General features: G+C 53.8%; 12 protein-coding genes. 11 read left to right on the forward strand and 1 reads right to left on the reverse strand.

The genetic code is table 11. The features are described 5' to 3' along the window. Positions 1-23: 23 nt before the first annotated feature. The 11 genes from FW415_RS07795 to FW415_RS07840 all read left to right on the forward strand — a co-directional run bounded on the left by FW415_RS07795 (position 24) and on the right by FW415_RS07840 (position 23,975). Positions 24-3,185 (forward strand): SusC/RagA family TonB-linked outer membrane protein, encoded by a 3,162-nt coding sequence (locus FW415_RS07795; RefSeq protein WP_210420841.1) that lies wholly within the window; start codon positions 24-26, stop codon positions 3,183-3,185. A gap of 33 nt (positions 3,186-3,218) precedes the next feature. Beyond that, a complete protein-coding gene (locus tag FW415_RS07800; RefSeq protein WP_148383707.1) occupies positions 3,219-4,964 on the forward strand; it encodes a RagB/SusD family nutrient uptake outer membrane protein in 1,746 nt (581 codons plus the stop codon). Between the two features lie 84 nt (positions 4,965-5,048). Next, positions 5,049-7,850 carry a glycosyl hydrolase gene (locus FW415_RS07805; RefSeq protein WP_210420842.1) on the forward strand — a complete coding sequence of 934 codons (2,802 nt, stop codon included), beginning with the start codon at positions 5,049-5,051 and terminating at the stop codon, positions 7,848-7,850. Between the two features lie 46 nt (positions 7,851-7,896). Beyond that, positions 7,897-10,695 (forward strand): glycoside hydrolase family 2 protein, encoded by a 2,799-nt coding sequence (locus tag FW415_RS07810; RefSeq protein ID WP_148383708.1) that lies wholly within the window; start codon positions 7,897-7,899, stop codon positions 10,693-10,695. Then, positions 10,692-12,776, forward strand: a complete 2,085-nt coding sequence (locus tag FW415_RS07815; RefSeq protein ID WP_148383709.1) for a hypothetical protein — start codon at positions 10,692-10,694, stop codon at positions 12,774-12,776. Before FW415_RS07810 ends, FW415_RS07815 begins: the two co-directional genes overlap by 4 nt. Before the next feature lies 1 nt (position 12,777). Next, the gene (locus FW415_RS07820) at positions 12,778-16,224 is read left to right on the forward strand and encodes a DUF4450 domain-containing protein (protein WP_148383710.1); all 3,447 of its coding nucleotides are present in this window, start codon (positions 12,778-12,780) and stop codon (positions 16,222-16,224) included. Then, on the forward strand, positions 16,221-18,203 hold the full coding sequence (locus FW415_RS25130) for a glycosyl hydrolase family 28 protein (RefSeq protein ID WP_210420843.1): 1,983 nt from the start codon (positions 16,221-16,223) through the stop codon (positions 18,201-18,203). Before FW415_RS07820 ends, FW415_RS25130 begins: the two co-directional genes overlap by 4 nt. Next, positions 18,097-18,471, forward strand: coding sequence for a hypothetical protein (locus FW415_RS24935; protein ID WP_168208599.1), 375 nt, complete (start codon positions 18,097-18,099; stop codon positions 18,469-18,471). Before FW415_RS25130 ends, FW415_RS24935 begins: the two co-directional genes overlap by 107 nt. A gap of 10 nt (positions 18,472-18,481) precedes the next feature. Continuing rightward, the gene (locus FW415_RS07830) at positions 18,482-20,344 is read left to right on the forward strand and encodes a rhamnogalacturonan lyase (protein WP_305764228.1); all 1,863 of its coding nucleotides are present in this window, start codon (positions 18,482-18,484) and stop codon (positions 20,342-20,344) included. A gap of 4 nt (positions 20,345-20,348) precedes the next feature. Further along, on the forward strand, positions 20,349-22,166 hold the full coding sequence (locus FW415_RS25335; protein WP_148383711.1) for a glycoside hydrolase family 88 protein: 1,818 nt from the start codon (positions 20,349-20,351) through the stop codon (positions 22,164-22,166). 465 nt (positions 22,167-22,631) lie between these two features. Continuing rightward, positions 22,632-23,975 (forward strand): TIGR00341 family protein, encoded by a 1,344-nt coding sequence (locus FW415_RS07840; protein WP_148383712.1) that lies wholly within the window; start codon positions 22,632-22,634, stop codon positions 23,973-23,975. 67 nt (positions 23,976-24,042) lie between these two features. Here FW415_RS07840 and FW415_RS07845 read toward each other — a convergent pair whose 3' ends face one another. Further along, complete coding sequence (locus FW415_RS07845) at positions 24,043-25,425, reverse strand: chloride channel protein (RefSeq protein WP_148383713.1); 1,383 nt, start codon at positions 25,423-25,425, stop codon at positions 24,043-24,045.

Here is a 25,425-nt window from a genome sequence, read left to right on the forward strand (position 1 = left end):
ATCATACTACAAAATATTTTCGGATGAAAATTTTACTTGTTTCTGTGTTTGTTTTAACAGCCGGAATGGTAGCGGCACAAACTACGACCGTTAGTGAAGACACGACGCTGGGAAAGAGTGCATCCGGGAAGGGAGTTACTGTTTCAGGGAAGGTAACAGATGCCGCTACCAGGAAAGCTGCTGTGAACGTAAGGGTAGGCGTGGAGAATTTCTCTGCCGCCATCACGGACGCAGACGGGAACTTTGTGCTTAATGTCCCTTCCTATCACGCCACTGTCTTCATCAGCGGAGAAGGCTATGACACAAGGCTGGTGGCGCTGCAGGGCAGGAAAACCCTCGAAGTGTCCCTGCTGGATGCTTCTCATGAGTCTTTTGCTGAACCGGTGACCATGCCGTTCGGCATGCAAAGCAAAAGGAACATTGCGGCTTCCGTGGGGCAATACCATGTGAACGGCTGGCAACAAAGCACAGCAATGCCGGATGCTATTTTGCAGGGCAGGGTAGCGGGACTGAACGCCATTCGCCGTTCCGGTGTGCAGGGCGCCGGTGCAAATCTTTTCCTGCGCGGCTACAATTCCCTGTATGGTACCAACAAACCGCTGATCGTTGTGGACAATATGATCTTTGATGCGAACGACTATGGCCAGAGCATCATTGCCAACAATTACACCAATCCGCTTTCCCTCATAGATGTCAGGGATATCGACAATATCACCGTGCTGCGCGATGCCGCCTCCATTTACGGCGCAAAAGGCGCGAACGGGGCAATCATCATCACTACCTCCCGCGCACAGGACCAGGCGACGAAGATTGACTTCGGTGCATATGCCGGTTTTAACGCCGCACCCAAAAGGCTGCCGGTGATGAATGCCGCGGATTACCGCACCTACCTGAGCGATATGCTGGCCAGCAAAGGCCTCAGCAGCACAGAGATCGCGGCTTTGCCGTACATGAATGACGATCCCTCCGCCCCGGCTTATCACAGCTACCATTATGATACCGACTGGCAAGGCAGGGTGATGGATAACAGCATGAGCAATAACTACTACCTGAAAGTAACAGGAGGGGATAATATCGCTACTTACGGACTGAGTATGGGATATATGAAAAACGAAGGCATCATGCGCGGAACAGACCTCAGCCGTTACAGCACCCGCTTTAACGCCGTGTTCAATTTCACCCGCAAATTCACCGGCTTCGCCAACCTCTCCTTCACCTACAACGAACAGAACCTGAAAGACCAGGGCATTGCGGACAAAACCGCTCCCCTGTACCTCTCGCTTGTAAAATCTCCGTTCATGCATGACCGTGAGGTGAATAGCGAAGGTGTGGAAAGTCCTAACCTGGCCGGAGTGGATTCCCTTGGTATCAGCAATCCCACCGCAGTGATCGATAAAATGCAGGCCTACAACAAATACTACCGCTTTTACGGCACCTTCGGTTTCAAATATGATATTTCCGAACACTGGAATGCCGCCACCACTATCGGTATCGTGTACGACAAGGTGCGGGAGAACATATTCGTGCCCGGCGCGGGTCTCGCAAAAGACACATTACCGCAGGCCATCGCAGAGAACCGCCTCGGTACCCAGGTGAAAAGACTGTATTCCATTTATAACGATACCCGGCTGGAATTTGCAAAGACCTATAACAACCGTCATAACATCGCCGTTCGTGCCGGGTTGCGTTACCAGAAGAACGATGCGGAACAGGACTATGCGCTCGGCTTCAACTCCGCCACCGATGAGCTGGTCAGCGTACAGAACGGTCTCGCTGCCTTGCGGATGACAGGCGGCGGCATTGGCAAGTGGAACTGGCTGAACACCTATCTGAATACCGAATACGGTCTCATGGACAAATATTTCCTGTCCTTCAACATGGCGGTAGATGGCTCCTCGCGCTTCGGGAAACAGGCGGAAGATGGTATTAAGATCAACGGGAGCAAATTTCCTGTCATGCCCTCACTTGCGGCCGCATGGCTGATCTCGGGAGAGGACTTCATGGCCGGTTCGGGTATGGACCTGCTGAAGCTCCGCGCTTCTTACAGCATCACGGCTAATGATGATATCGGCAATTACACCAGCAGGCAGACCTACGGCTCGCAGAATCTGCTGGGTATGCAGGGACTGGTCCGCAACGGCATCGCCAACCCCGCCCTGCAATGGGAAACCAGCCGGAAACTCAATGGCGGGTTGGACCTGGCTTTCCTGAATGAACGCATCAGCATCGGGCTGGACGTATATTCCTCAAATACAGCAAATATGCTGGTGTATGAGGAGCTGCCCGCTGCCTCGGGTTTCAAAACCATGCTGACCAACGAAGGCAGCATGCAGAATACCGGGTGGGAAGCTACCGTTAACGCGCGCATCGTGAATGCGCCGAAAGTGAAATGGGATTTCGGGTTCAATATCAGCAGCTATAAGAACAAGATACTGTCCATTCCCGGTGGCCGGTTTACTACGGAGTATGCCGGCGCCACAATTCTCACCACCAACGGTCAGCCTGCCAATCAGTTTTACGGGTATGCCACCAACGGCGTTTATGCTTCCGATGCGGAAGCTGCTGCGGATGGCCTCGTAAAGAAGAATACAGACGGATCATTCAGCGCTTTCAAGGGCGGGGATGTACGTTTTCTGGATATCAATGAGGATGGAGAGATCAATGCCGACGACCGCAGGGTGATCGGCAACCCGAATCCGGACTGGATAGGCGGGATCACCAACCGCCTTATCTGGAACCGCTTTGAGTTGAATGCGCTGATCACCTTCAGCCAGGGCAATGATGTGTACAATTACCAGCGCTACCGCCTGGAATCCGCAAGCGGGGTGGAAAACCAGCTGGAAAGCGTGAATAACCGGTGGCGTGCGGACGGACAGCTGACCAATACGCCGAAAGCAGTCTGGGGCGACCCCATGGGCAACAGCCGTTTCAGCGACCGCTGGATAGAGGATGGCGCTTATCTGCGCCTGCGCACCATCTCTCTGCAGTATTACATCCCCATCAAAAATGCAGTGCTGAAGAACGCCACCATTTACGCTACCGGTTATAACCTGATCACCCTTACGAAATACAAAGGCTATGATCCGGAGTTCAGTGCGGCAGGCAGCGTATTTGCGCAAGGCATCGATACCGGTCTTGATCCGCTGTTCAAAAACCTGGCATTGGGCGTGAGAATAGGCCTGTAAATACATTTAATTCAATCAGAAATCGATACGAATATGAAGAAGCTATGCATACTATTGGCGGCCGTGGCATTGACAGGATCTTCGTGCAAAAAGATGTTCGACGTAAAACCGGAGGATGAACTGGACGTTAGCGACATGTACCGCAACGTGTATGATGCCGATGCCGCAGTGATCGGCATATATGGCCAGTTCATGGGCCTTGCCGAACGTTATGTGCTGTTGAACGAGCTGCGGGGCGACATGCTGGAGTACACGGACAATGCGGATGAATACCTGCGCCAGCTGAGCACGCACAACGTAACGCCGGACAATCCCTGGGCCAGCCCGCGCCCATTCTATGAAGTGATCCTCAACTGCAATGATGTGCTGAAGCATTTTACCATCATGCACCAGGAAAATAAGCTGCAGGATGCGGAATATATGCAGCGCTATGCCGATGTCGCCAGTCTGCGTTCTTTCCTCTACCTGCAACTGGGCATCCACTACGGAGAAGTGCCTTATGTCACCTCCCCGCTGGAAACGGTAGACGATCTCAGGGACGAAAAGAATTTTCCGCGCCTGCCTTTCAATGTGCTGCTGGACAGTTTGATCAGTTTTACCGAAGCGCTCGCATTCAAAGAGGAATACCCTGCCGGCACTACGCTGAATATTACCGTAGACGGCTATCCCACCAACAAATGGTTCATCAATAAACGCTGTTTGCTCGGCGATCTGCACCTCTGGAAAGGAAATTACACACAGGCGGCTTCCTGGTACCGGGAGGTGATGGAAACCGGCACCACCGGTACGGTCAATGGCTCCTATTTTTCCATGTACAAAGTGGGATGGGACAGTAACGGGGATATCGACCATTACATCAGCTATTCCCGCGCCGGCGACGCCAGTTCCCTCGTATGGAACACGCAATGGCGGATCATGTTCGAGCAGGCCATGAATACGGAAGGCTTCCGCAGGGAATGGGTATGGGCCATGCCATTTGACCACAAGTTCGGTCCCGTTAACCCCTTCGTGAAATTGTTCTCACCCGTAGGCGGCGAGTACCTGGTAAAACCTTCGCAATCGGCTATCGATAACTGGAACAGCCAGGAGCAACGCCCCCGCACCAGCGCGCCCCTGATACCCGGCCAGCCTTATGATGCGCGCGGCTTGCTCACCTGGACGGAGCTGGGCGGCCAGCCCGTAGTAATGAAGTATCTTTATAATTATATCAACTACGCCACCGGTATGCCTGCGAATATCCTGCAGCGTGACGGCAAGTGGTTCCTCTTCCGGCAAACACATCTCCACATGCGTTTTGCCGAAGCTGCCAACCGCACCGGGCGTCACCGTCTGGCATGGGGACTGTTCAACTCCGGTTTCGCCGGCGCCTTCCCCGCGCCCACCAGTAATGTAACAGATTATCAAAATACCCTGTATGAGCCGTATCCCTTCAATTTCGACGCCCGTAACAGCGGCAGTACCGGCATACCGTATTATCGTTCCGACTGGTACCGGAATATCGGCATCAGGGCAAGGGCTAACCTGGTGAATTATGAAGTGAGCGCTGCAGACAGTCTGTTGCAGATAGAAAATGGGCTGATCAATGAGACCGCGCTGGAAAATGGGTACGAAGGCACCCGCTGGCCGGACCTGCTGCGTATTGCCCTGCGGCGGGACGATCCGGCTTTTCTGGCGGACAAGATCTATGACAAGCTGCTGAAGGATGGCATACCGGGCGCCGCAGATGCCAGAGCGAAACTGATGAGCAGGAGCAACTGGTATCTGCCGTTCGATCTCTGATCTGTTTTCTTGCGATTCACCTCACGGTGACAGTTAGTACAAAAAAAGTTTAACTGTCACCGTGACGTTTATTAATTTGTACACATGCTGAAACGAAACCATCTTGTTTTATTGATGTTGCTGGTGTTGAGCACGGCATCCGCCCAGGTCAAATGGCCGGCTGTTACCCAGACCGCAAAGCCCTGGACCCGCTGGTGGTGGGAAGGTAGCGCAGTTAACAGGCAGGGCCTGACCGCTGCCATGGAGGCCTATGCGAAGGCCGGGCTCGGCGGCCTCGAGATCACACCGATCTATGGCGTAAAGGGATATGAACAACAATTTATTCCTTATCTCACACCTTCCTGGATGGACATGCTGCAGCATACGCTGCAGGAAGGCAAACGCCTGGGCCTGGGCATTGACATGGCTACCGGCACAGGATGGCCTTTCGGTGGCCCCTGGATAACCGAAGCGGAAGCCAGCAAATACCTGGCCCACAAAGTTTATACCCTGAAAGCAGGAGAACAGTTGGGAGGACCGGTGCAATACATGCAGGAACCCATCCTGCGGTCCGCCAACCCCCAATCCCGCATACAGATCGCTCAATTAAAAGAACCGGTGACCGCAAACGCTGATCTGCAATTGCTGGCGCTGGACCAGGTGCGTTTCGCCAAACCGCTGCCGCTGGTATGCCTCATGGCATATGACGATCAAGGGAAGGCCACGGATATTACAAACAAAGTGGGCGGCGATGGAAAACTGAGCTGGTCTTCTTCCAGGCCGCATACACTTTATGCACTCTTCCAGGGATGGCATGGCAAGATGGTGGAACGTGCCGCCCCTGGCGGTGAAGGGCTGGCCATCGATCACTTTTCACTGCCGGCTATCGAACATTATCTTGGTTATTTTGACAGATCCTTTACCGGGTACGATCTCTCCGGCCTGCGCAGTTTTTTCAACGATTCCTATGAAGTGGATGATGCGCGTGGCGAAGCGAACTGGACGCCGGGCTTCTTTGATGCTTTTCTGAAGAAACGGGGATACGATCTGCGGGAACAGTTGCCTGCATTGCTGGCAAAAGATCCGCGTGTATTGTACGATTACCGCATGGCTATTTCAGCACTGCTGCTGGAGAAATTTACAAAGCCCTGGCATGCCTGGGCAGCGGCCAAAGGCAAGCTGATCCGCAACCAGAGCCACGGCTCCCCGTCCAATATCCTTGATCTTTATGATGCCATCGATATCCCGGAAACGGAAGGCACGGACATCCTGCGTTTCAAGTTCGCCACATCCGCCGCCAATGTATCCGGCAAGCCGCTGGCCTCCGCCGAGGCGGCCACCTGGCTGAATGAGCATTTTCTGTCATCGCTGGGTGATGTGAAGATGGCGATGGACAAATATTTTGTGGGCGGCGTCAATCATATTTTTTATCACGGCACCAACTATTCCCCGCAAAATGAGCCGTGGCCGGGCTGGCTTTTTTATGCCGCTGTACATTTCACGCCGGCCAATCCTTTCTGGAAAGACTTCGGCGCACTGAATAGTTACGTAGCCCGCTGCCAGTCATTCCTGCAACAAAGCAAAAGCGATAACGACATACTGCTGTACTTCCCGTTCCACGACAGGAACAGCCAGCCGGGAAGGGCCATGCTGCATCATTTCGATGGAATGGAAGGCTTTGACGGAACGTATTTCAAGCAGGCAGGTGAAGAGCTGCTGGAAGAAGGATATACCTTCGATCTGATCTCCGATCTGCAGCTGCAGAAAACAGTTGCGGAAAAAGGGAAGGTACGTACATCCGGAGGCGCCACTTACCAGGCCGTTTTACTGGCCGATGTGAAATATCTCCCCCTGGAAACCCTTGAAAAGCTGCGTGACCTGGCCCAATCGGGCGTGACGATACTGATGTTCGAAAACATGCCGCAGGATGTACCGGGCTTTTACAGGCTGGAAGAACGCCGTGCGGCATTCAGAAAAGCCATGAAAGAACTGGCGGCCTGTAAAACGGTGCATCTGAACAATCACCTTTCTGAACTGATGCACGCCGGAAAGATCAGGCAGGAACATATTCCCGGGCTGATGTTCACCCGCAAAGCTTATGATAAAGGACATTATTATTTTCTCAGCAATCCCGGTCAAAGCCGGTTCCGCGACTATGTCACCCTGTCTTCCAAAGCCCGTGCAGCCCTTGTTTTTGACCCCATGCTGGAAAGCGCCGGTGTTGCCATCACCCAAAATGCACCCAACGGTACTTTGCAGGTGTATGTAGACCTGGAGCCGGGTGAAAGCTGCATCCTGCAAACCTCCGCCACGCCACTGAAAGGAGCGCTTTTTCCGTACACAACGCCCGCCGGTCCCGCTACGGTGCTTGATAGTGAATGGGAAGTGAAGTTCGTGGAAGGCGGTCCTTCATTACCGTCATCCACAAAGGTGAAGCAGTTGAGCTCATGGACGAAATGGCCGCTGGAAGGAACGGCGCAGTTCTCGGGAACGGCAATATATACGACGACTTTCAATAAACCCGCGACAACGGCAGATGCTTACGAACTCGATCTTGGTCAGGTGAACGAAAGCGCTTCCATTATCCTTAATGGTAAAAAAATGGCTACGCTGATCGGGCCCGTATTCAAGCTGAACATTCCCTCCACGGAACTGAAAGCAGTAAATACTTTGCAGGTGACGGTCACCAATAGTATGGCTAACCGGATCGCGGATATGGATAAAAAGGGATTGCCCTGGAAGAAATTCTATAACACCAATATGCCCGCCCGGCTGGCGGAGAACCGCGGTGCTGACGGCCTCTTTACGGCGGCAGGATGGCAGCCCCGGACCTCGGGACTGACAGGGCCGGTGACGCTTACGCCGGTGAAAGCGCTCAGCGCAGGCGCAATGAGAACGAGGCGCTAGTATATGACCGCGACAAGCCGGTTTTCATCCAGCTTAAAACAGCGAAATGAGACAACGTTTATTGACAGGATTATTGATATTACTCATCTCCGCCGCGCAGGGGCAGCACACGCTTGTGCAATACCTCTCCGGCGTGGATAACAACACCCGTGTGGAATGGGATTTCTTTTGCACCGGCGGCCGCAACAGCGGCTACTGGACGAAGATCAAAGTGCCCTCCTGCTGGGAGCAGCAGGGATTTGGCGAGTACAATTACGGCCGCGACTATAAAACTTACGGTAAGAATTTCCGCTTCGCGGACGAGCAGGGCATGTACCGGCATACGTTCAACGTACCGGCTTCCTGGAAAGGGAAAACGGTGAACATCGTATTTGAAGGATCGATGACGGACACTGAAGTGAAGATCAATGGAAAGCCCGCAGGGGCTGTGCATCAGGGGGCTTTTTACCGCTTCCGGTATGATATTACGGACAAGCTGAAGTTCGGCGCCACCAATCTGCTGGAAGTTACTGTCAGCAAAATGTCCGCCGATGCTTCCGTGAATAATGCGGAGAGGCTGGCGGACTACTGGGTGTTTGGCGGCATCTTCCGCCCGGTGTACCTGGAAGTGCTGCCACAGCAACATATTGTGCAGACGGAGATCGATGCCCGTGCGGATGGTAACTTCCGCATGAAAGTGCATACGAACGGCAGCGGCAAAGTCACGGCCCTGATCAGGGATGCCAAAGGAGAACAGGTAGCACAGGCCGGCGGTGTTGTAAAAGACGCCATGGCATTCATCGATACAAAAGTGCCAAATGCTTTGCAATGGACTGCGGAAACACCGAACTTGTACCAGGTAACCCTCATCCTGAACCAGGGGCATCAGGTAACAGAAAAGTTCGGCTTCCGCACCATTGAGATCCGCCACCGCGACGGCATCTACCTGAACGGGGTAAAGATCAAAATGAAAGGGGTGAACCGCCACTGTTTCTGGCCGGAGAGCGGCAGGACCCTGAATGATGAGATACAGCTGAAAGACGTGCAGCTCATCAAGGAAATGAATATGAATGCCGTCCGCTGCGCACACTACCCGCCGGATAAACGTTTCCTGGAACTGTGCGACAGCCTGGGGCTTTATGTGCTGGATGAACTGGCCGGATGGCAAACCGCTTACAGCACCAAAGCAGGAAAGCCGCTGGTAAAGGAAATGGTGCAGCGCGATGTGAACCATCCCTCCGTTATCTTCTGGAGCAATGGCAATGAAGGCGGGCACAACAAGGAACTGGATGATGACTACGGAAAATACGACCTGAGCAACCGCCCGGTCATTCATGCGCATCACCGCCCCGGAAACCAGTTCAACGGCATTGACTGCAATCACTACGAAGATTATTACAGCACACAGAAAATATTGGCGGATACGAATATTTACATGGTCACGGAGTTCCTGCACAGCCAGGATGACGGCGGTGGCGGGGCTGCCCTGCATGACTTCTGGGAGCTGCACTGGAACGCGGAAAGGGGAGCGGGCGGTTTTCTATGGGCCTTTATGGATGAAGGGGCCGTACGCACGGATCTGAACAATATCATCGATGTGAACGGGCTGAATGGTCCGGATGGCGTACTTGGCCCGCACCGGGAGAAAGAAGGCAGCTATTATGCGATCCGCGAAATATTTTCCCCGGTAAAGCTCAGCTTTCCGGCCGCGTTTACTGGAACAGTGGAGGTGGAGAACCGTTTTCATTTCACCAACCTGCAGCAATGCAGGTTGCAGTGGGGGCTGGTGAATTTCCGCAAACCTGGAGATGCTGTAGCAGGATATGACGTGATAAAAAAAGGCAGTGCCCAACCGGCGGATATCGCGCCGTTGGGGAAGGGCACAATTTCACTGGGACTGCCCGGCGACTGGCGGCAGTATGATGCTATTGTGCTGGCAGCTTATGATCCTTTTCAAAAGGAAATATACCGCTGGGTACACCGGCTCCGGCCCAATACCGGTTTGCTGAATGGCGTCCTTACGCTCAACGGCGCTTCAGGCTCCGCACAGGAATCAGATTCCCTTATCACCCTATCGGGCAGGCAGGTGACCGTGCAGCTGCATAAAAGGACCGGCATGATCACGAGTGTGAAACATGCCGCCGGCGATGCGCCCTCCTTCGGCAACGGCCCTTTGCTGGTCAGCGGAGCTGCTACTGTAAAGGCGGTAACAGTATCGGACGGTGAAGCGGAATTCATCTACGAAGGAAACATGAAATATGTGCGCTGGAAGATGGACAGCAGCGGCTGGCTGCGCATGGAATACGAATATGCTCTTGATGGAACATATCCCTTTGCCGGTATCACTTTCACTTACCCGGAGCACTTCGTGCTGGGTGCAAAATGGCTGGGCAAAGGCCCGTCGAGAGTATGGAAGAACCGTATGCAGGGCGTTACGGATAACGTCTGGATGAATGCGTATAACAATGCCTCCGCCGGCAGCGCACCCTGGACCTTTCCTGAATTCAAGGGATATTACGCCGACATCGCATGGATGGAAATGAATACTGTGCAGGGCAAGTTCTGCATTGCGTCGCCGGATACCGGCCTCTACGTTCGCCTGTTTGATTTTTACGGCTTGAATGATGCGCGGCCCAATCCTGCGCTACCCCCGGGAACATTGTCTTTCCTGGACGCTATTCCGCCCATCGGTACAAAGCTCGCATTCAACATCAACAACAATACCCGCTCCCTCGGGCCCGCCAGCGAACCGAATGAGATGCACGGCAGCAGAAAACGCACCCTGTATTTCTATTTCGGCCTGCCCAAACCCGGGAACGGAAAGAAAGAACAATATAACCGACCGGCAGTAAATGATCTGTTATGAGAACCTTGTGGCTGATACTATTTTTTAACCCATTGTACGCACAGCAGCGTATCGACCGCGAAGCGCTCGTGCAAAGGCATGCTGTGCATGTACAGCAGTTTGACCCGCTGTCTTCCCTCTCTGTTGGTAACGGCAATTTCGCCTTTACGGTAGATGCGACCGGCATGCAGAGTTTCCCGGATGCGTATGCTGCGGGCGTTCCCCTCGGCACCCAATCCGTCTGGGGCTGGCACAGCTTCCCCAATACGGAAGGGTTGCGGTTTGAGGAATCCATAAAGGAATATGCACTGGAAGGCAGAAAGATACCTTATTCCGTACAGCTGAAAAACAAGGCCGTTGATTACTTCCGGGCAAATCCGCACCGTTTGCAGCTCGGGAACATCGGCATGGAAATAATAAAGAAAGATGGTACGCCTGCCACGCCAAAGGATATACGAAATATTCATCAGCAGCTGGATATGTGGAGCGGCGCTATCACCAGTGAATTTACGGTGGAAGACGTACCGGTAAAGGTCATCACCGTCTGCCATTCACGGCAGGATGCGGTGGCGTTCAGGATCAGCTCCCCGCTTTTGCAGGAGCAACGGCTGATGCTGCGTATTCGCATTCCCTATCCCGGCGGCGCCTGGAAGGATGTGGGCAATCACTGGAATACCGGGCAGCCGCAGTCCACTACCTTCTCTGAAGACGGATACCTGGAATGCTCGCTGGATACCACCCGGTATTACATCGGCCTCCGCTGGTCATCCATCACCGGTATGCGGGAAGCTGCACCCCATTATTTTCTCATCACACCCGCAAAAGCGGATGATTTTGAATTGACAGCCGGATTTTCGCTGAACAAGCCTGCTGTACCGGCTTTCCATGAAACGTTGCAGGAAAGCGCGCAGGCCTGGAAAACATTCTGGCAGAGCGGCGGCGCCGTTGATCTTTCCGGCAGCACCGATCCCCGTGCGCATGAACTGGAAAGGAGGGTGATCCTTTCACAATATCTGACCCGCATCCAATGCGCAGCCGGTTATCCGCCACAGGAAACGGGGCTGACCTATAACAGCTGGTTCGGGAAACCGCACCTGGAAATGCACTGGTGGCATGCCGTGCATTTTGCATTATGGGGACGACCGGAGCTGATGGAAAAAAGCCTGGACTGGTATTTTACCGTAGCGAAAAAAGCGCGGCGCCTCGCTATAAGACAGGGCTTCGGGGGCATCCGCTGGCAAAAGATGACGGACAACAACGGCGATGAATCCCCGTCTTCCGTAGCGGCCTTTCTCATCTGGCAGCAACCTCATTTCATTTATATGGTGGAGCTGTTGTACCGCCATCATCAGGATGAAGCCGTGCTGAACAAGTATAAAGACCTCCTGTTTGCTACGGCGGACTTCATGGCATCATTCCCCACTTACGATGCGCGCACCGGACGGTATAACCTCGGCAAAGGACTGATCCCAGCGCAGGAATGCTTCGATGCGGTGACAACTTTCAATCCCACGTACGAGCTGGCTTACTGGCACTGGGCGCTCAATACCGCGCAGTTATGGCGGGAAAGACTGCAATTGCCGCGGGAAAGGAAATGGGATGAAATACTGGCTAAACTGGCGCCGCTGCCGCAGCAGAACGGGGTGTACCTCGCTACTGAAAGCACACCGGATTGTTATACGAATGAACGTTATCTCGCCGATCATCCCGCAGTGCTGGGCGCTTACAGCACCCTGCCCGCAGCGAATGGCCTGGATACAACAGTAATGAAAAATACCCTGGAACTGGTATGGCAAAAATGGAAATGGGACCATACCTGGGGATGGGACTTCCCGCTCGTAGCCATGACCGCCGCAAGGCTGCACATGCCCGAAAAGGCCCTGGATGCCTTGCTGATGCCTGTACGCACGAATACCTATCTCATCAACGGACATAACTACCAGGATGAACGGCTGACGGTCTACCTGCCCGGCAATGGCGGCCTGCTCAGCGCTGTGGCGATGATGTGTGCCGGTGTGGATGCCGGCCCCCGGGTGAATATCGGTTTCCCGGCAGACGGAAGCTGGAACGTGAAATGGGAAGGTTTGCACAAGATGTTCTGACATGATGAAACGATGGACCATAAGCATTGTAATGATCTGCCTGGCTGGAACTGCTGCGGCGCAGGATCAGCTATGGCACAATAAACAACGTCATGCGCACTATTTCCCGCAGGGAACGGACTTCGTTTGCGAGAACGGCAAGCTGCGTTTCAACCGCGCCCTTTATGGCGGCAACACGGCCTTCCGGGTGGAAGCAGGCGATCTTCCCGAGTTTGCCATGTACCTGCCGGGCATGGGCGGCAATCTGAAATTCGGACTGGTGTCCGGTGGCCGCGGCAAATGGCTGATCAATGCGGAACATATCAGGGCGGTGTACAGTCCGGGTAAAATGCATTATGAAATAAAAGATCCGCTGCTGGGAAAAGGGGTAATGCGGATAGAAGTACTGGCATTGTATGAAGCGGAAGGAATGATCGTAAAAACAACATTCCGGGACGCACCGCCGCAGGCGGAACTGGTGTGGGTGTACGGTGGTGTGAGCGGAAAGAAATTTTCCCGTAATGGTGACATCGGCGCTGATCCGGAATCATCCTTCTACCTGCATGCCTCCGCCTGTAAGGACAATGCCTGGGATATAAATGGCAATGCGTTTACGGTAACTTACGGCGGAGGGAAAAAAATATCCGGCATTTTCCCCGATGTAAAAACAGGGGATGCCTCTATGTTGCAAACCCCCGCGGATGTTTATGCATCAACCGTCGCAGCGGCGCCTGTGGTCACCGGAAAGATGGCCGCTACTGCAACAGACCGTTACTTTCTGCTACTCCATATGTCAGACTATACGAAGCAGCGTTTTACAGATATATTCAGCGATCCGGGTAAAACCGCGAAGGTGATACCGGAGATCTTCCGGCAGGCAGACCTGGACAGGGCGCGGCTGGCGAACAGGATCAGGCTGCAAACGCCCGATCCTTATCTCAATACGCTCGGCGGTGCATTGAGCATGGCCGCAGATGCCATATGGGAAGATCCTACCTTCCTGCATGGTGCCGTAGCCTGGCGGATGCGGCTGAATGCCTGGCGCGGCGCCTATGTGGCGGACCCGCTGGGCTGGCATGACCGGGCACGGACGCACTTTTCCAGTTACGCCCGGTCGCAGGTAACGGCACCTCCTGTCACCGGCGTGGTGATGGATACCGCACGCAACCTCGCCCGTCACGAGGAAAAGATAGGCACCTTTCTTTTCAGCGATGGCTACATCTGCCGGAATCCCGATGGCGATATCCGCGCGCATCATTACGACATGAACCTCGTATTTGTCGATCAACTGCTCCGGCACTTTAACTGGACGGGCGATACGGCCTATGTGCGCGAAATGTGGCCGCTCATCAAAAGGCATCTCGCCTGGGAGAAAAGGAATTTCGACAGTGATAACGATGGCCTCTATGACGCTTATGCCGCCATCTGGGCCAGTGATGCCCTGCAGTACAGCGGAGGCGGTGTTACCCACACATCGGCCTACAATTATTTCGCTAATAAAACTGCTGCTTCGCTGGCCGCGCTGATCGGAGAAGATGCACATCCATACCGGGAGGAAGCAGACAGGATATATGCCGCTATGCAACAGCACCTCTGGCTGCCGCAGTACGGATGGTTCGCGGAGTATAAAGATAAAATGGGCCGTCAGCTCGTGCATTCCTCACCCGGTGTATGGACGATCTATCATGCGATAGATTCCCGTGTGCCTGACGATTTCCAGGCCTGGCAGTCGCTGCAATACATTTCCAGCCATATCCCGCGTTTGCCGGTGCAGGCAAAAGGTTTTCCGAAAAAGGGGCTCTATCTGCACAGCACGTCCAACTGGCAACCCTATACCTGGTCCGTCAACAATGTAGCGCTGGCGGAGAACCTGCATACGGCGCTGGCCTACTGGCAGGGGAACCGCGCCGGAGATGCTTTTCAGCTCTGGCGCAGCGCCTTGCTGGAAAGTTTTTACCTCAGCGCCAGTCCGGGCGGATTTCAGCAGCTTTCTTTTTACGATGCAGTCCGTGGAGAATTGTACCGCGATTTTGCAGACCCGATCGGCATGGCGGGAAGAACCTTGGTGGAAGGGCTTTTTGGCATACAGCCGGATGCTTTGCATGATACGTTGCTCATCCGCCCCGGTTTCCCTTTGGAATGGGATCATGCCAGGCTGGAAGTGCCGGATATTACTTTCGGGTTCTCCGGGAAAGGGAATACAGACCGGTATGAGATAAAACAGTCTTTTCGAAAAAAGCTCCGGCTCAAACTGATACTCCCCGCAAAGCGGGATGAAGTGGAGATGATTACGATCAACGGCAAGCCGGTAAAATATACTGCCTTGCATGCCGTTGACGTACCGGCATTACAGCTGACCGCACCAGCTGCAGCTGTGTACCACATTGAGATACGGTGGAAAGGGAAACCGTTCGATAAATTGCAGCAGGCAATATCCGGCCAATTGCTGGAGGCCGTTATGCCGGGCGCACAAATGCTGAAGGTCTTTGATCCGCAGCAAGCACTCGGGAATGCGCGGATAGCAGGCTCGCGTACAAGCGCCAGCTCCGGCCGACGCCCGGCAGGAATAAATGGTAGCTCCGCTAACGGTACCGCCGGTGCAAAACTCACCGCTACACTCACTCCCGGCGCAGGCAGCAAAACCGTATTCCTGCAAATGAAACAGGGCGCTTTCTCCTGGTGGCAGCCACTTTCTTTTGAGATAGCAGCAGCCCCTCAACAACGTGTTCCTTCCACCGGCGGCCACTATGAAAAAGTCCGGCTGGACCGTTATTTCAACGACAAGGTGACGAATATATTCAAACAGGCATATCTTTCCCCCCGTCCCGTCATGCCCACACTGCAACTGCCGGTGCAGGGGATCGGCAACTGGTGTTATCCGTTCACCATGGCAACGGTTGATGATGCCGGGCTGAGGAAGGCCGCCGGGGCACAGAACAGCATCACTTCCACGGATGGCGTGCCTTTCAGCACACCCTCGGATACCCTGAAAAAGAACATCGTCTTTACCTCCCTTTGGGATAACTACCCGGAATCGGCCACCATAGCACTGAACGGAACGGCGGAACATCTTTACCTGCTGATGGCAGGCACCACCAATCCCATGCAAAGCAGAATGACCAACGGGTTCGTGATCGTGTCCTACACAGACGGCGAATGCGATTCCCTCCGGCTCAACAATCCGCAGAACTGGTGGCCCATAGAACAGGATTATTATACCGATGGATACGCCTTCACCACAGACGCCCCGCACCCGGAGCGCCTGTACCTGAAAACAGGGCGCTTCGCAAAGGGACTGGAGGAATATACTCCTATCAAAGGGTTTTCCCTCCGCGGCATCGATGGCGGCGCCGCAACGCGGCTGGACATGCCGTTGCGTTCCGGTAAAACATTACAGTCACTCACCGTACAGGCATATACAAACGATGTTGTCATCGGGCTGATGGCAGCAACATTATTAAGAAAATGATGAGAAAGATCCTTTTACTGCTGCTGCTTTGCAACGCAGCGCTTGCACAACAGACAGATTCCGTTCATATGTTCGCCTATTTCCGGCAGAACGGAGAAGATGGTTTGCACCTGGCCTATAGCCGGGATGGTTATACCTGGAGCGCCCTCAAAGGCGACAGTTCCTTCCTGAAACCCACCGCGGGGAAAGACAAGCTGATGCGCGATCCCTGCATTATCCGCGGCGCGGACGGCAAATTCCATATGGTCTGGACCGTCAGCTGGAATGAACAAAGCATCGGGTATGCTTCGTCTGAAGACCTCGTGCACTGGAGCCCGCAAAAGGACATTCCCGTGATGGCGCATGAACCGGGCGCCCGTAACTGCTGGGCGCCGGAAGTGACCTACGACCCGGCAAAAAAGGAATACATGATCTACTGGGCCACCACCATTCCCGGCAGATTTAAAGAAGGCGATACCGCGGGAGATGACAAGTACAACCATCGCATGTACTACGTTACCACAAAAGATTTTTCAACTTTCAGCAAAACGCGGCTGCTGTACGATCACAAGTTTAATGTGATAGATGCCAGCATTCAACGGAACGGAAAGCAATACGTGATGTTCCTGAAAGATGAGACCAAAACCCCGCCGCAGAAGAATATCCGCATCGCCACGGCCGGAAAGCTCACCGGCCCGTACACGAAGCCCTCCGTGCCCATCACCGGGAACTACTGGGCGGAAGGGCCTACAGCCCTGAAAATAAAGGATACATGGATCGTGTATTTCGATAAATATACCCAACACAAATATGGTGCTGTTACATCTGCCGATCTGGAAAACTGGACGGATGTATCCGACCGTCTCGTGATGCCGGACGGCATCCGGCATGGTACGGCATTCACCATTTCCGCTGCGGAATTTAACCGCCTGGCGGGATTGACGGGCTATACTGCCGCGCCGGACCTTAGCTGGACAAAGCGGGTAGGCGCGAAATCATTTCCTGCTGCGCAAAAAATATTTACGGCGAACGACTACGGCGCCGTCAGTGATACCACCACCATGAACACCGCTTTCATCCAGAAGGCAATAGATGATTGTGCCGCCAAAGGCGGCGGGATCGTTACGCTGAAACCCGGCACCTACGTTACCGGTTCCCTGTTCATCAAAAGCAATGTGAATTTTCGTATAGATGACGGCGTTACATTGCTCGGTTCACAGGATTTCAAAGACTACCCCGAGATAGACACCCGCATCGCCGGTATAGAAATGAAATGGCCCGCGGCTATGATCAATATGCTGAACGTGAAGAATGCAGCCCTCACGGGAACGGGTACGATCAACGGCAGAGGCCGTTTCTGCTGGGATAAATACTGGAAGATGCGCAAGGAGGATTATGAGCCGCGCGGTCTCCGCTGGATCGTGGACTATGATGCCAAGCGTGTGCGTACCGTACTGGTGCAGCATTCCGAAGATATCACGCTCAAAGGCATCACCATCAAAAACGCCGGCTTCTGGACGGTGCAGTTGTTGTATTCCACCCGCATTACCGCAGATGGCCTGGTGATCCGCAACAACGAAGACGGCAAAGGTCCAAGTACCGATGGTATAGACGTGGATTCCTCCACCTGGGTGCTGATAGAGAACTGCGATATAGATTGCAACGACGATGATTTTTGCCTGAAAGCGGGCCGGGACTGGGATGGATTGCGGGTGAACAGGCCAACGGAATACGTGGTGATCCGCAAATGCATCGCCCGCAGGGGTGGCGGCCTGCTGACCCTTGGCAGCGAGACCTCCGGCGGCATCCGCCACGTACTGGCCGGAAGACCTCATCGGAAAAGGCACGGGCAACGGCTTCCACATCAAATCAGCCATCACCCGAGGCGGTATCGTGGAAGACATTCACTTCCGCAATATCACGCTGGACAGTGTGGGCAATGCCTTCCACTTTACCATGAACTGGAACCCTTCCTACAGCTATTCCCGTTTGCCGGATAACATCCACCCGGATTCCATTCCGTCGCATTGGAAAACCATGCTGCAAAAGGTGGAACCGGCGGAGAAGGGCATCCCGCATTTCCGGAACATCTATATTTCCAACATCAGGGCAACCGGAGTGAAACGTGTCATCAGCGCGAAAGGGATGCCGGAATCACCGCTGGAGAACTTCCATTTTACAGATGTGCATATTGAGGGAAATACAAAAGGAGAGATTGAGTTTGACAAAGACTGGCAGTTCATCCGCTCTTCTTTTACCGCCAAATAATGATCACCCCATGAAAAAACAGATCACGATGTTATGCTGTTGCCTGTTCCTCTGCGGGACCGGTATGGGGCAAAGGCAAATGGAGTACCTGGACCGTGGGGTCGTGGCCATTGCCCGGCCCGGCGGCGGCAATTTCGTCAGCTGGCGATGGCTGGTAACAGATGCGGATAACACCGCTTTCAATATCTACCGTTCCGGCAGGAAGCTGAATAAAAAACCAATCACAAAAGTGACCTGGTGGGAAGATGCGGAAGCTGATACAGCAAAGCATTATCGCTATGAAGTGAAGGCTGTCGTAAACCGTAAAGAACGCGGCAGCGGCAGTTATGAAAAACCTGCGGGTGGCCAGCCCTATTTTTCCATTCCGCTGCAGACTCCCGCCGGGTATGCGCCCAACGATGCTTCCGTAGCAGACCTGGATGGTGACGGCACATACGAGATCGTGTTGCATCAGGCCGGCAGAGGCAAGGATAATTCACAGGCCGGTATGACGGACCCGCCGGTTTTTCAGGCGTATAAACTGGATGGGACCTTGTTATGGACGATCAACCTTGGCAGGAACATCCGCGAAGGCGCGCATTATACACAGTTCATGGTGTATGATCTGGATGGGGATGGCCGGGCGGAAGTGGCCATGAAAACAGCGGATGGCACTATCGATGGTAAGGGGAAAGTGATCGGCGATGCAACAAAGGACTGGCGGAATGAACGGGGATTCATCCTGTCCGGCCTCGAATACCTGACGGTGTTCGACGGTCTCACCGGCGCCGAGCTGGCAACTACGGATTACATCCCTCCCCGTCACCCTTCAACATTAACACCCTCGGTTGCCGACATGAGAGCGCTCTGGGGAGATGGCAACGGAAACCGTATGGACCGTTTCCTCGCCTGCGTAGCGTACCTGGATGGCAAAACGCCCAGTCTGGTTATGGCACGGGGGTATTACACCCGCACTGTGCTCAGTGCCTGGAACTGGCGGGAAGGCAAACTCACCCATAGCTGGACCTTCGACAGTGATGAACCCGGCGGAAGCAACCGCGCTTACCGCGGGCAGGGCAATCATAACCTTACCGTGGCTGATGTGGACGGGGACGGGAAAGACGAGATCGTGTACGGCGCCATGACCATAGACGATAACGGCAAAGGGCTGTATTCCACCGGACTGGGGCATGGCGACGCGCTGCATGTGTCGGACCTGGACCCTGAACGCCCGGGTCTGGAAGTGTTTGACATTCAGGAACGCTTCGATGATGCCGGCGCCAGCTTCCGCGATGCGGCAACAGGCGAAGTGATCTGGAAAAAAGCATCCATCAGGGCCGGAGATGACGGGGAAGGGCCGGGCCGCGGCCTGGCGCTGGATGTAGACCCGCGCTATCCCGGCTACGAATGCTGGGTGGCTGGCGCCGGTATCACCGGTATGTTCGACGCAAAGGGCAACAAAATATCCGACCGCACACCCGCCTGCAATATGGGCATCTTCTGGGATGGCGATGTTTTACGCGAAATACTCAACGGCACCCGCATCGATAAATGGGATTATGAAAATAGCAGATCGGTTCCCCTGTTCAACGCGAGGGACTACGATTGTGTACATAACAACGGCACAAAAGCCAATCCGGTATTGTCTGCCGACATACTGGGGGACTGGCGGGAGGAGGTGATCTACCGCACGCGCGACAACAACGAACTGCGGATATTCTCCACCACCATTCCCACAGAAAGAAAATTCTACACCCTGATGCAGGACCCGCAATACCGCCTTAGCATCGTATGGCAGAATGTGGCCTATAATCAGCCGCCGCATACCGGCTTCCATATGGGCGAAGGCATGAAACAACCACCGAAACCCGATATCCATATCATAAAAAAATGAACACATGAGACAATTGCTATTGCTGCTGCTCCTGGCAACCGGCACATCCTTTATCACACCCAAACCAACGCTCTACATCATTGGCGATTCTACTGTGAGAAACGGCGATGGCAGCGGAAAGAACGGGCAATGGGGATGGGGTAGCCTGATACATCAGTATTTTGATACCACAAAGATCAATATCAGCAATCAGGCCATCGGCGGCAGAAGCAGCCGCACATTTATTACGGAAGGCCGCTGGGAAAGGATACTGAATGATCTTCGTGCAGGCGACTACGTGATCATGCAGTTCGGGCATAATGACAGTGGCCCGCTGGACGATACCGCCCGTGCGCGCGGCAGTATCCGCGGCACCGGGGAAGAAAGCCGGGAGATCTACAACCCCATCCGGAAACGGCAGGAAGTGGTACACACCTACGGCTGGTACATGCGGAAGTATATTGCCGATGCAAAGGCCAAAGGCGCCATCCCCATCGTTTGCTCCCCCATTCCCCGGGACCGCTGGCAGAACGGCCGGGTCAGCCGGGCGGACAACAATTACGGAAAATGGGCGAAAGAGGCGGCCGCAGCCGGTGGCGCATATTTCATCGATCTCAACCACCTGGTGGCCGACCGTTACGAAATACTGGGCGCAGAGAAAGTAAAGACACTATTCCACGGAGATCATACCCATACCGGCAAAGCGGGTGCGGAACTGAATGCGAAGATATTGTCCGGGGCACTGAAACAGCCAATGGGCCAGTACCTTCTGCCGCCGCCGCGCCTCATAAAAAAGAAAGCAACACTCGCCGCGATGCGGCTCGCCAACAAATACTTCATGCAGCAATGGCCCGACCCGGGAAAGCCCACCTTCGTCAAAAAAGAACGCCCGAGCAATCTGTGGACAAGGGCGGTGTATTACGAAGGGCTGATGGCGCTTTACAGCATCGATAAAAAGAAAACCTGGTACAAATACGCTGTACAATGGGGCGAAAGCCACAAATGGGGCCTCTGGGGTGGTACCCAGGTGCGGAACGCGGATAACCAGTGCTGCGGACAGACCTATATCGATCTGTACCTGATCGACAGGAAAGAAGAGCGCATCCGCGATATCAAAGCCTGTATGGATAATATGACGGCTTCACAAAAGATCGATGACTGGTGGTGGATAGATGCGCTGCAGATGGCAATGCCGGTGTTCGTGAAACTGGGAGTGCTGTACAACGATACCAGCTATTTTTCCCGCATGTACGACATGTATGCTTATACGAAATACCGGCATGGGGACAATGGTCTCTATAATCCCGTGGACCACCTTTGGTGGCGGGACAAGGATTTTGATCCTCCCTATACCGAACCGAACGGGGAAGACTGCTACTGGAGCCGCGGTAACGGCTGGGTAGTGGCGGCGCTTGTGCGGACGCTGGCTGAGCTTCCGCCTTCGGACCCGCATTATGCGGAATATCTGCAGGATTACAAAGACCTGCTGGAAGCCCTGCTGCCGCTGCAACGCGCAGACGGGTTCTGGAATGCCAGCCTGCACGACCCCGGGAACTACGGCGGAAAGGAACTGACCGGCACCTCGCTGTTCGTGTACGGCATGGCCTGGGGCATCAACAACAATATTATCGACCGGGAAACCTACCTGCCCGTGGTGATCAAAGCCTGGAACGCCCTGGTGAAAGACTGTGTGCATCCTGACGGGAAACTCGGCTGGGTGCAAAGCACCGGCAAAGAACCGAAGGACGGGCAACCGGTGACTTACGACAAGATCCCGGATTTTGAGGATTACGGGCTGGGTTGCTTCCTGCTCGGGGGCAGCGAGGTCTACAAGTTGAAATAGCCGTTAAATAATGCCATAAAGAGGGGACTTAAAAGTAAAATTTAGCCCCTGAAAATCGCGTAAACGAAAATTATCTCCATCAGGAACACGAATAAAAAGAGGCATATCGATCTTTGTGGTGCCCCCCAAAAGTGTCTAACTTTTTTTGGGCATTTCATCTTTCGGGCCTCTTTTTTGTTGGCCCCATGCAACCGGGAATTCGGCCCTGCCGGTTAAGATCCGCCTCCCGGTTTACATAGATTTAACGGGAAGGTAACTTTCTGTTTACATTAAGTTTAATCACCGGTTGTACTTTGGGCTTTCAAATTTTACATAATTCGCTGTAACAATATCTCATGCTCAACAAAGGCCTGGTGTTTACCGGGCCTTTTTATTTGACCCCCGCGGCCACTCTCCGGTAAATGGCTGGTATTCATTCAACTATTCAGTACTTTTGCAGCACAACTGTTATCCAAAACAACGCTTATGGTTAAACGTTTCCTGGTTTTCCTGAGACATATTTTCAATCTGGACGAGGACCGTGCAGAAGAACAGGAGATCACCGAGAATGTGCACAAGGGAGTTGAGTTCCGGGGCACCAACCTTTGGGTATTGATCTTTGCGGTGTTCATTGCCTCCATCGGGCTGAATATGAACTCTACCGCTGTAGTGATCGGCGCGATGCTGATCTCGCCGCTGATGGGGCCGATCATCGGCGTAGGTTTTGGCGTGGGAACGCTGGACTTCGATCTCATTAAACGGGCATTGAAGAACCTGGCCATCGCTGTGGTGATATCCCTGATCACCAGTACCTTTTATTTCAGCCTTTCCCCGCTGGCAGATGCACAGTCTGAATTGCTGGCCAGAACATCCCCTACAATCTGGGATGTGCTGATAGCTTTGTTTGGCGGCCTTGCCGGGATCGTTGGCGCCACACGCACGGAAAAAAGCAACGTAGTGCCGGGTGTAGCTATCGCTACCGCCCTCATGCCGCCATTGTGCACAGCAGGCTACGGCCTCGCCAGCGGCCAATGGGTGTACTTCCTCGGCGCCTTCTACCTGTTTTTCATCAACAGCGTCTTTATCTGTTTCGCTACCTTCATTATCGTCCGCTTCCTGAAGATACCCGCCAAGCAGTGGGTGGACCAGAAGAGGGCGACCAAAGTAAGGCGATATGTGTGGATGGTGGCAGTGTTTACTGCCATCCCCAGCATATGGTTGGGATACCGTATTGTTCAGCGCAGCATTTTTACCAATAATGCCGTAAAATTCATTCAGGAAGAAGTAGTATTCGATAATACGCAGGTGATCTCCCGGCATGTAGATGCCAATGAAAAGAAGATCGAGGTACTGCTGCTGGGCGAACCTGTTGACAGTGTTTTGCTGATGGCTGTCAAGCGGAAACTGCCGGCCTACGGCCTGGCCCAGGCTACTCTGAATATCCGCCAGGGACTGAACGATCCCAGCAAAACGGACCTCACCGCCTTCCGTTCATCCATCCTGGAAGACCTTTACCGGAATAATACCCTGCTGCTGGAGAATAAAGACAAACAGATCGCCTTTCTGCAACAGGAGCTGATAAAATCCAGAAGCGCACAGTTCCCGCTGCAGGACCTGTCCCGCGAGGTACAGTCATTCCAGCCCGCTGTTACCGAGTTCGGTTTGGCTAAAATGGGGATGGTGAACGTTGCCGCAAAGAAACAGGACACCGTGGTCATGGCCGTGCTGAAAACCAAACGCAATCTATCCCGTGAGGACCAGGAGCGGCTGAAGAATTGGGTCAAGGCCAGAACGAACTTCAAGGAAGTGCGCCTGATCATCGAACGTTAAGCGCGGGAAACGCGCATTTCCCGGCTTGTTCATCGATATCCGGCGCTTCACCGGCGGGCCTCGGCGCTTAGAAGTGATCGCTCTCAGAAGTGTCCGTCAATATCTTGCGTTCCACCAGTGATTTGTGATACACGGAATGTTTCACATATTTCCGGGTGATGAAATAGGAAATAGCGGTAACTATCATCAGCGGAATGAACAGTTTATATCCTCCCGTGATCTCCGCCAGCAGGAAGATCGCGGTAAGCGGCGCATGCATCACGCCGGCCAGTACGCCTGCCATCGCCGTAATAATGAAGTTGGGCGTATTGAGCTGGAAAGCGCCGGAAAGGTTCACCAGGTAAGAGAACAGGAAACCCGCCAGGCCGCCGGTGATCATGGAAGGCGCAAAGATACCGCCATTCCCCCCGGCGCTGATAGTGAGGCAGGAGCAGACCACCTTGAAAACAAGGAGCAGCACCGTCATCAGGATAATAGCCCAGGCATGCTGGCTGTAGGATTGCAGCAGGGAATGCGCGGTGATGGAAGCATAATCCCCCTGCAGAAGGCTGGTCACCGTGGAATATCCTTCGCCGTATAGCCCCGGCAAAAAGAAGATCAGGATACAAAGCGGAAGGCCCGCGATCAGCCAACTCTTCCAGTTCATCTGCCGTTTTTCGAAATAGCCTTCGATAAAATCCACGGACCGGGTGATGTACACGGAAACCAGTCCGCATAACACCCCCAGCAAAATATAGAATGGGATGGCCTGCATGTTCCAGCTTTCACTGGCAATGAAGAAGAACTTGCCAGGGTACATGATCTGCGAAATAACCGTGGCCGTAGCGGTGGAGATCAGCAGCGGAATAAAAAAAGGTATCGAAAAATCAAGCAGGAAAATTTCCAGTACAAAGATGATCCCGGCAAAAGGGCTGTTGAATACAGCGGCGATACCGCTTGCTGTGCCGCAGGCCAGCAGGAGGATAACGTCCTTGGGCGCAAGCCGCAGGTCATGCCCCGTAGCGGAGCCGATGGCAGCGCCGGTGGCCACAATAGGCGCCTCCAGTCCCACACTGCCGCCAAATGCCACGGTGATGGCGCTGGTCAGGATATGCCCGTAAGTATGCCGTTTTTCTATCCGGCCTTTATTGGTAATTATGTTGTGAATGATAAATCCTACGCCCCGGCTGAGCCTGTTCCCGAAAAAACGGGTAAGCAGCAGAAAGGAAATGCCTGTTCCGAGCAGGGGCAGCATGGCGGAAAGCCAGTTGCTGTTCATCCAGTCATTCATGTTCTCCGCCCGGTGTTCGAAGAATTGTACCGTGAGTTTGAGTAAAACGGCTGCCAGCGCGGCAATTACGCCTACGATAAAACTGAGCAGGATAAGGAAGTTGCGGTGTGAGGTGTATTTTGACCGGTATCTTCCCATCTTCACCAGCAGTCTGTTGATCTTGTTTCCCAATAGGTCCAT

The sequence above is a fragment of the Chitinophaga sp. XS-30 genome (assembly GCF_008086345.1).
Classification (GTDB): Bacteria; Bacteroidota; Bacteroidia; order Chitinophagales; family Chitinophagaceae; genus Chitinophaga.

Bases quoted from the DNA above. Each gene is read 5' to 3' on its own strand.
- FW415_RS07795 (WP_210420841.1), top strand. From the start codon at position 24: ATGAAAATTTTACTTGTTTCTGTGTTTGTTTTAACAGCCGGAATGGTA.
- FW415_RS07800 (WP_148383707.1), top strand. From the start codon at position 3,219: ATGAAGAAGCTATGCATACTATTGGCGGCCGTGGCATTGACAGGATCT.
- FW415_RS07805 (WP_210420842.1), top strand. From the start codon at position 5,049: ATGCTGAAACGAAACCATCTTGTTTTATTGATGTTGCTGGTGTTGAGC.
- FW415_RS07810 (WP_148383708.1), top strand. From the start codon at position 7,897: ATGAGACAACGTTTATTGACAGGATTATTGATATTACTCATCTCCGCC.
- FW415_RS07815 (WP_148383709.1), top strand. From the start codon at position 10,692: ATGAGAACCTTGTGGCTGATACTATTTTTTAACCCATTGTACGCACAG.
- FW415_RS07820 (WP_148383710.1), top strand. From the start codon at position 12,778: ATGATGAAACGATGGACCATAAGCATTGTAATGATCTGCCTGGCTGGA.
- FW415_RS25130 (WP_210420843.1), top strand. From the start codon at position 16,221: ATGATGAGAAAGATCCTTTTACTGCTGCTGCTTTGCAACGCAGCGCTT.
- FW415_RS07830 (WP_305764228.1), top strand. From the start codon at position 18,482: ATGAAAAAACAGATCACGATGTTATGCTGTTGCCTGTTCCTCTGCGGG.
- FW415_RS25335 (WP_148383711.1), top strand. From the start codon at position 20,349: ATGAGACAATTGCTATTGCTGCTGCTCCTGGCAACCGGCACATCCTTT.
- FW415_RS07840 (WP_148383712.1), top strand. From the start codon at position 22,632: ATGGTTAAACGTTTCCTGGTTTTCCTGAGACATATTTTCAATCTGGAC.
- FW415_RS07845 (WP_148383713.1), bottom strand. From the start codon at position 25,425: ATGGACCTATTGGGAAACAAGATCAACAGACTGCTGGTGAAGATGGGA.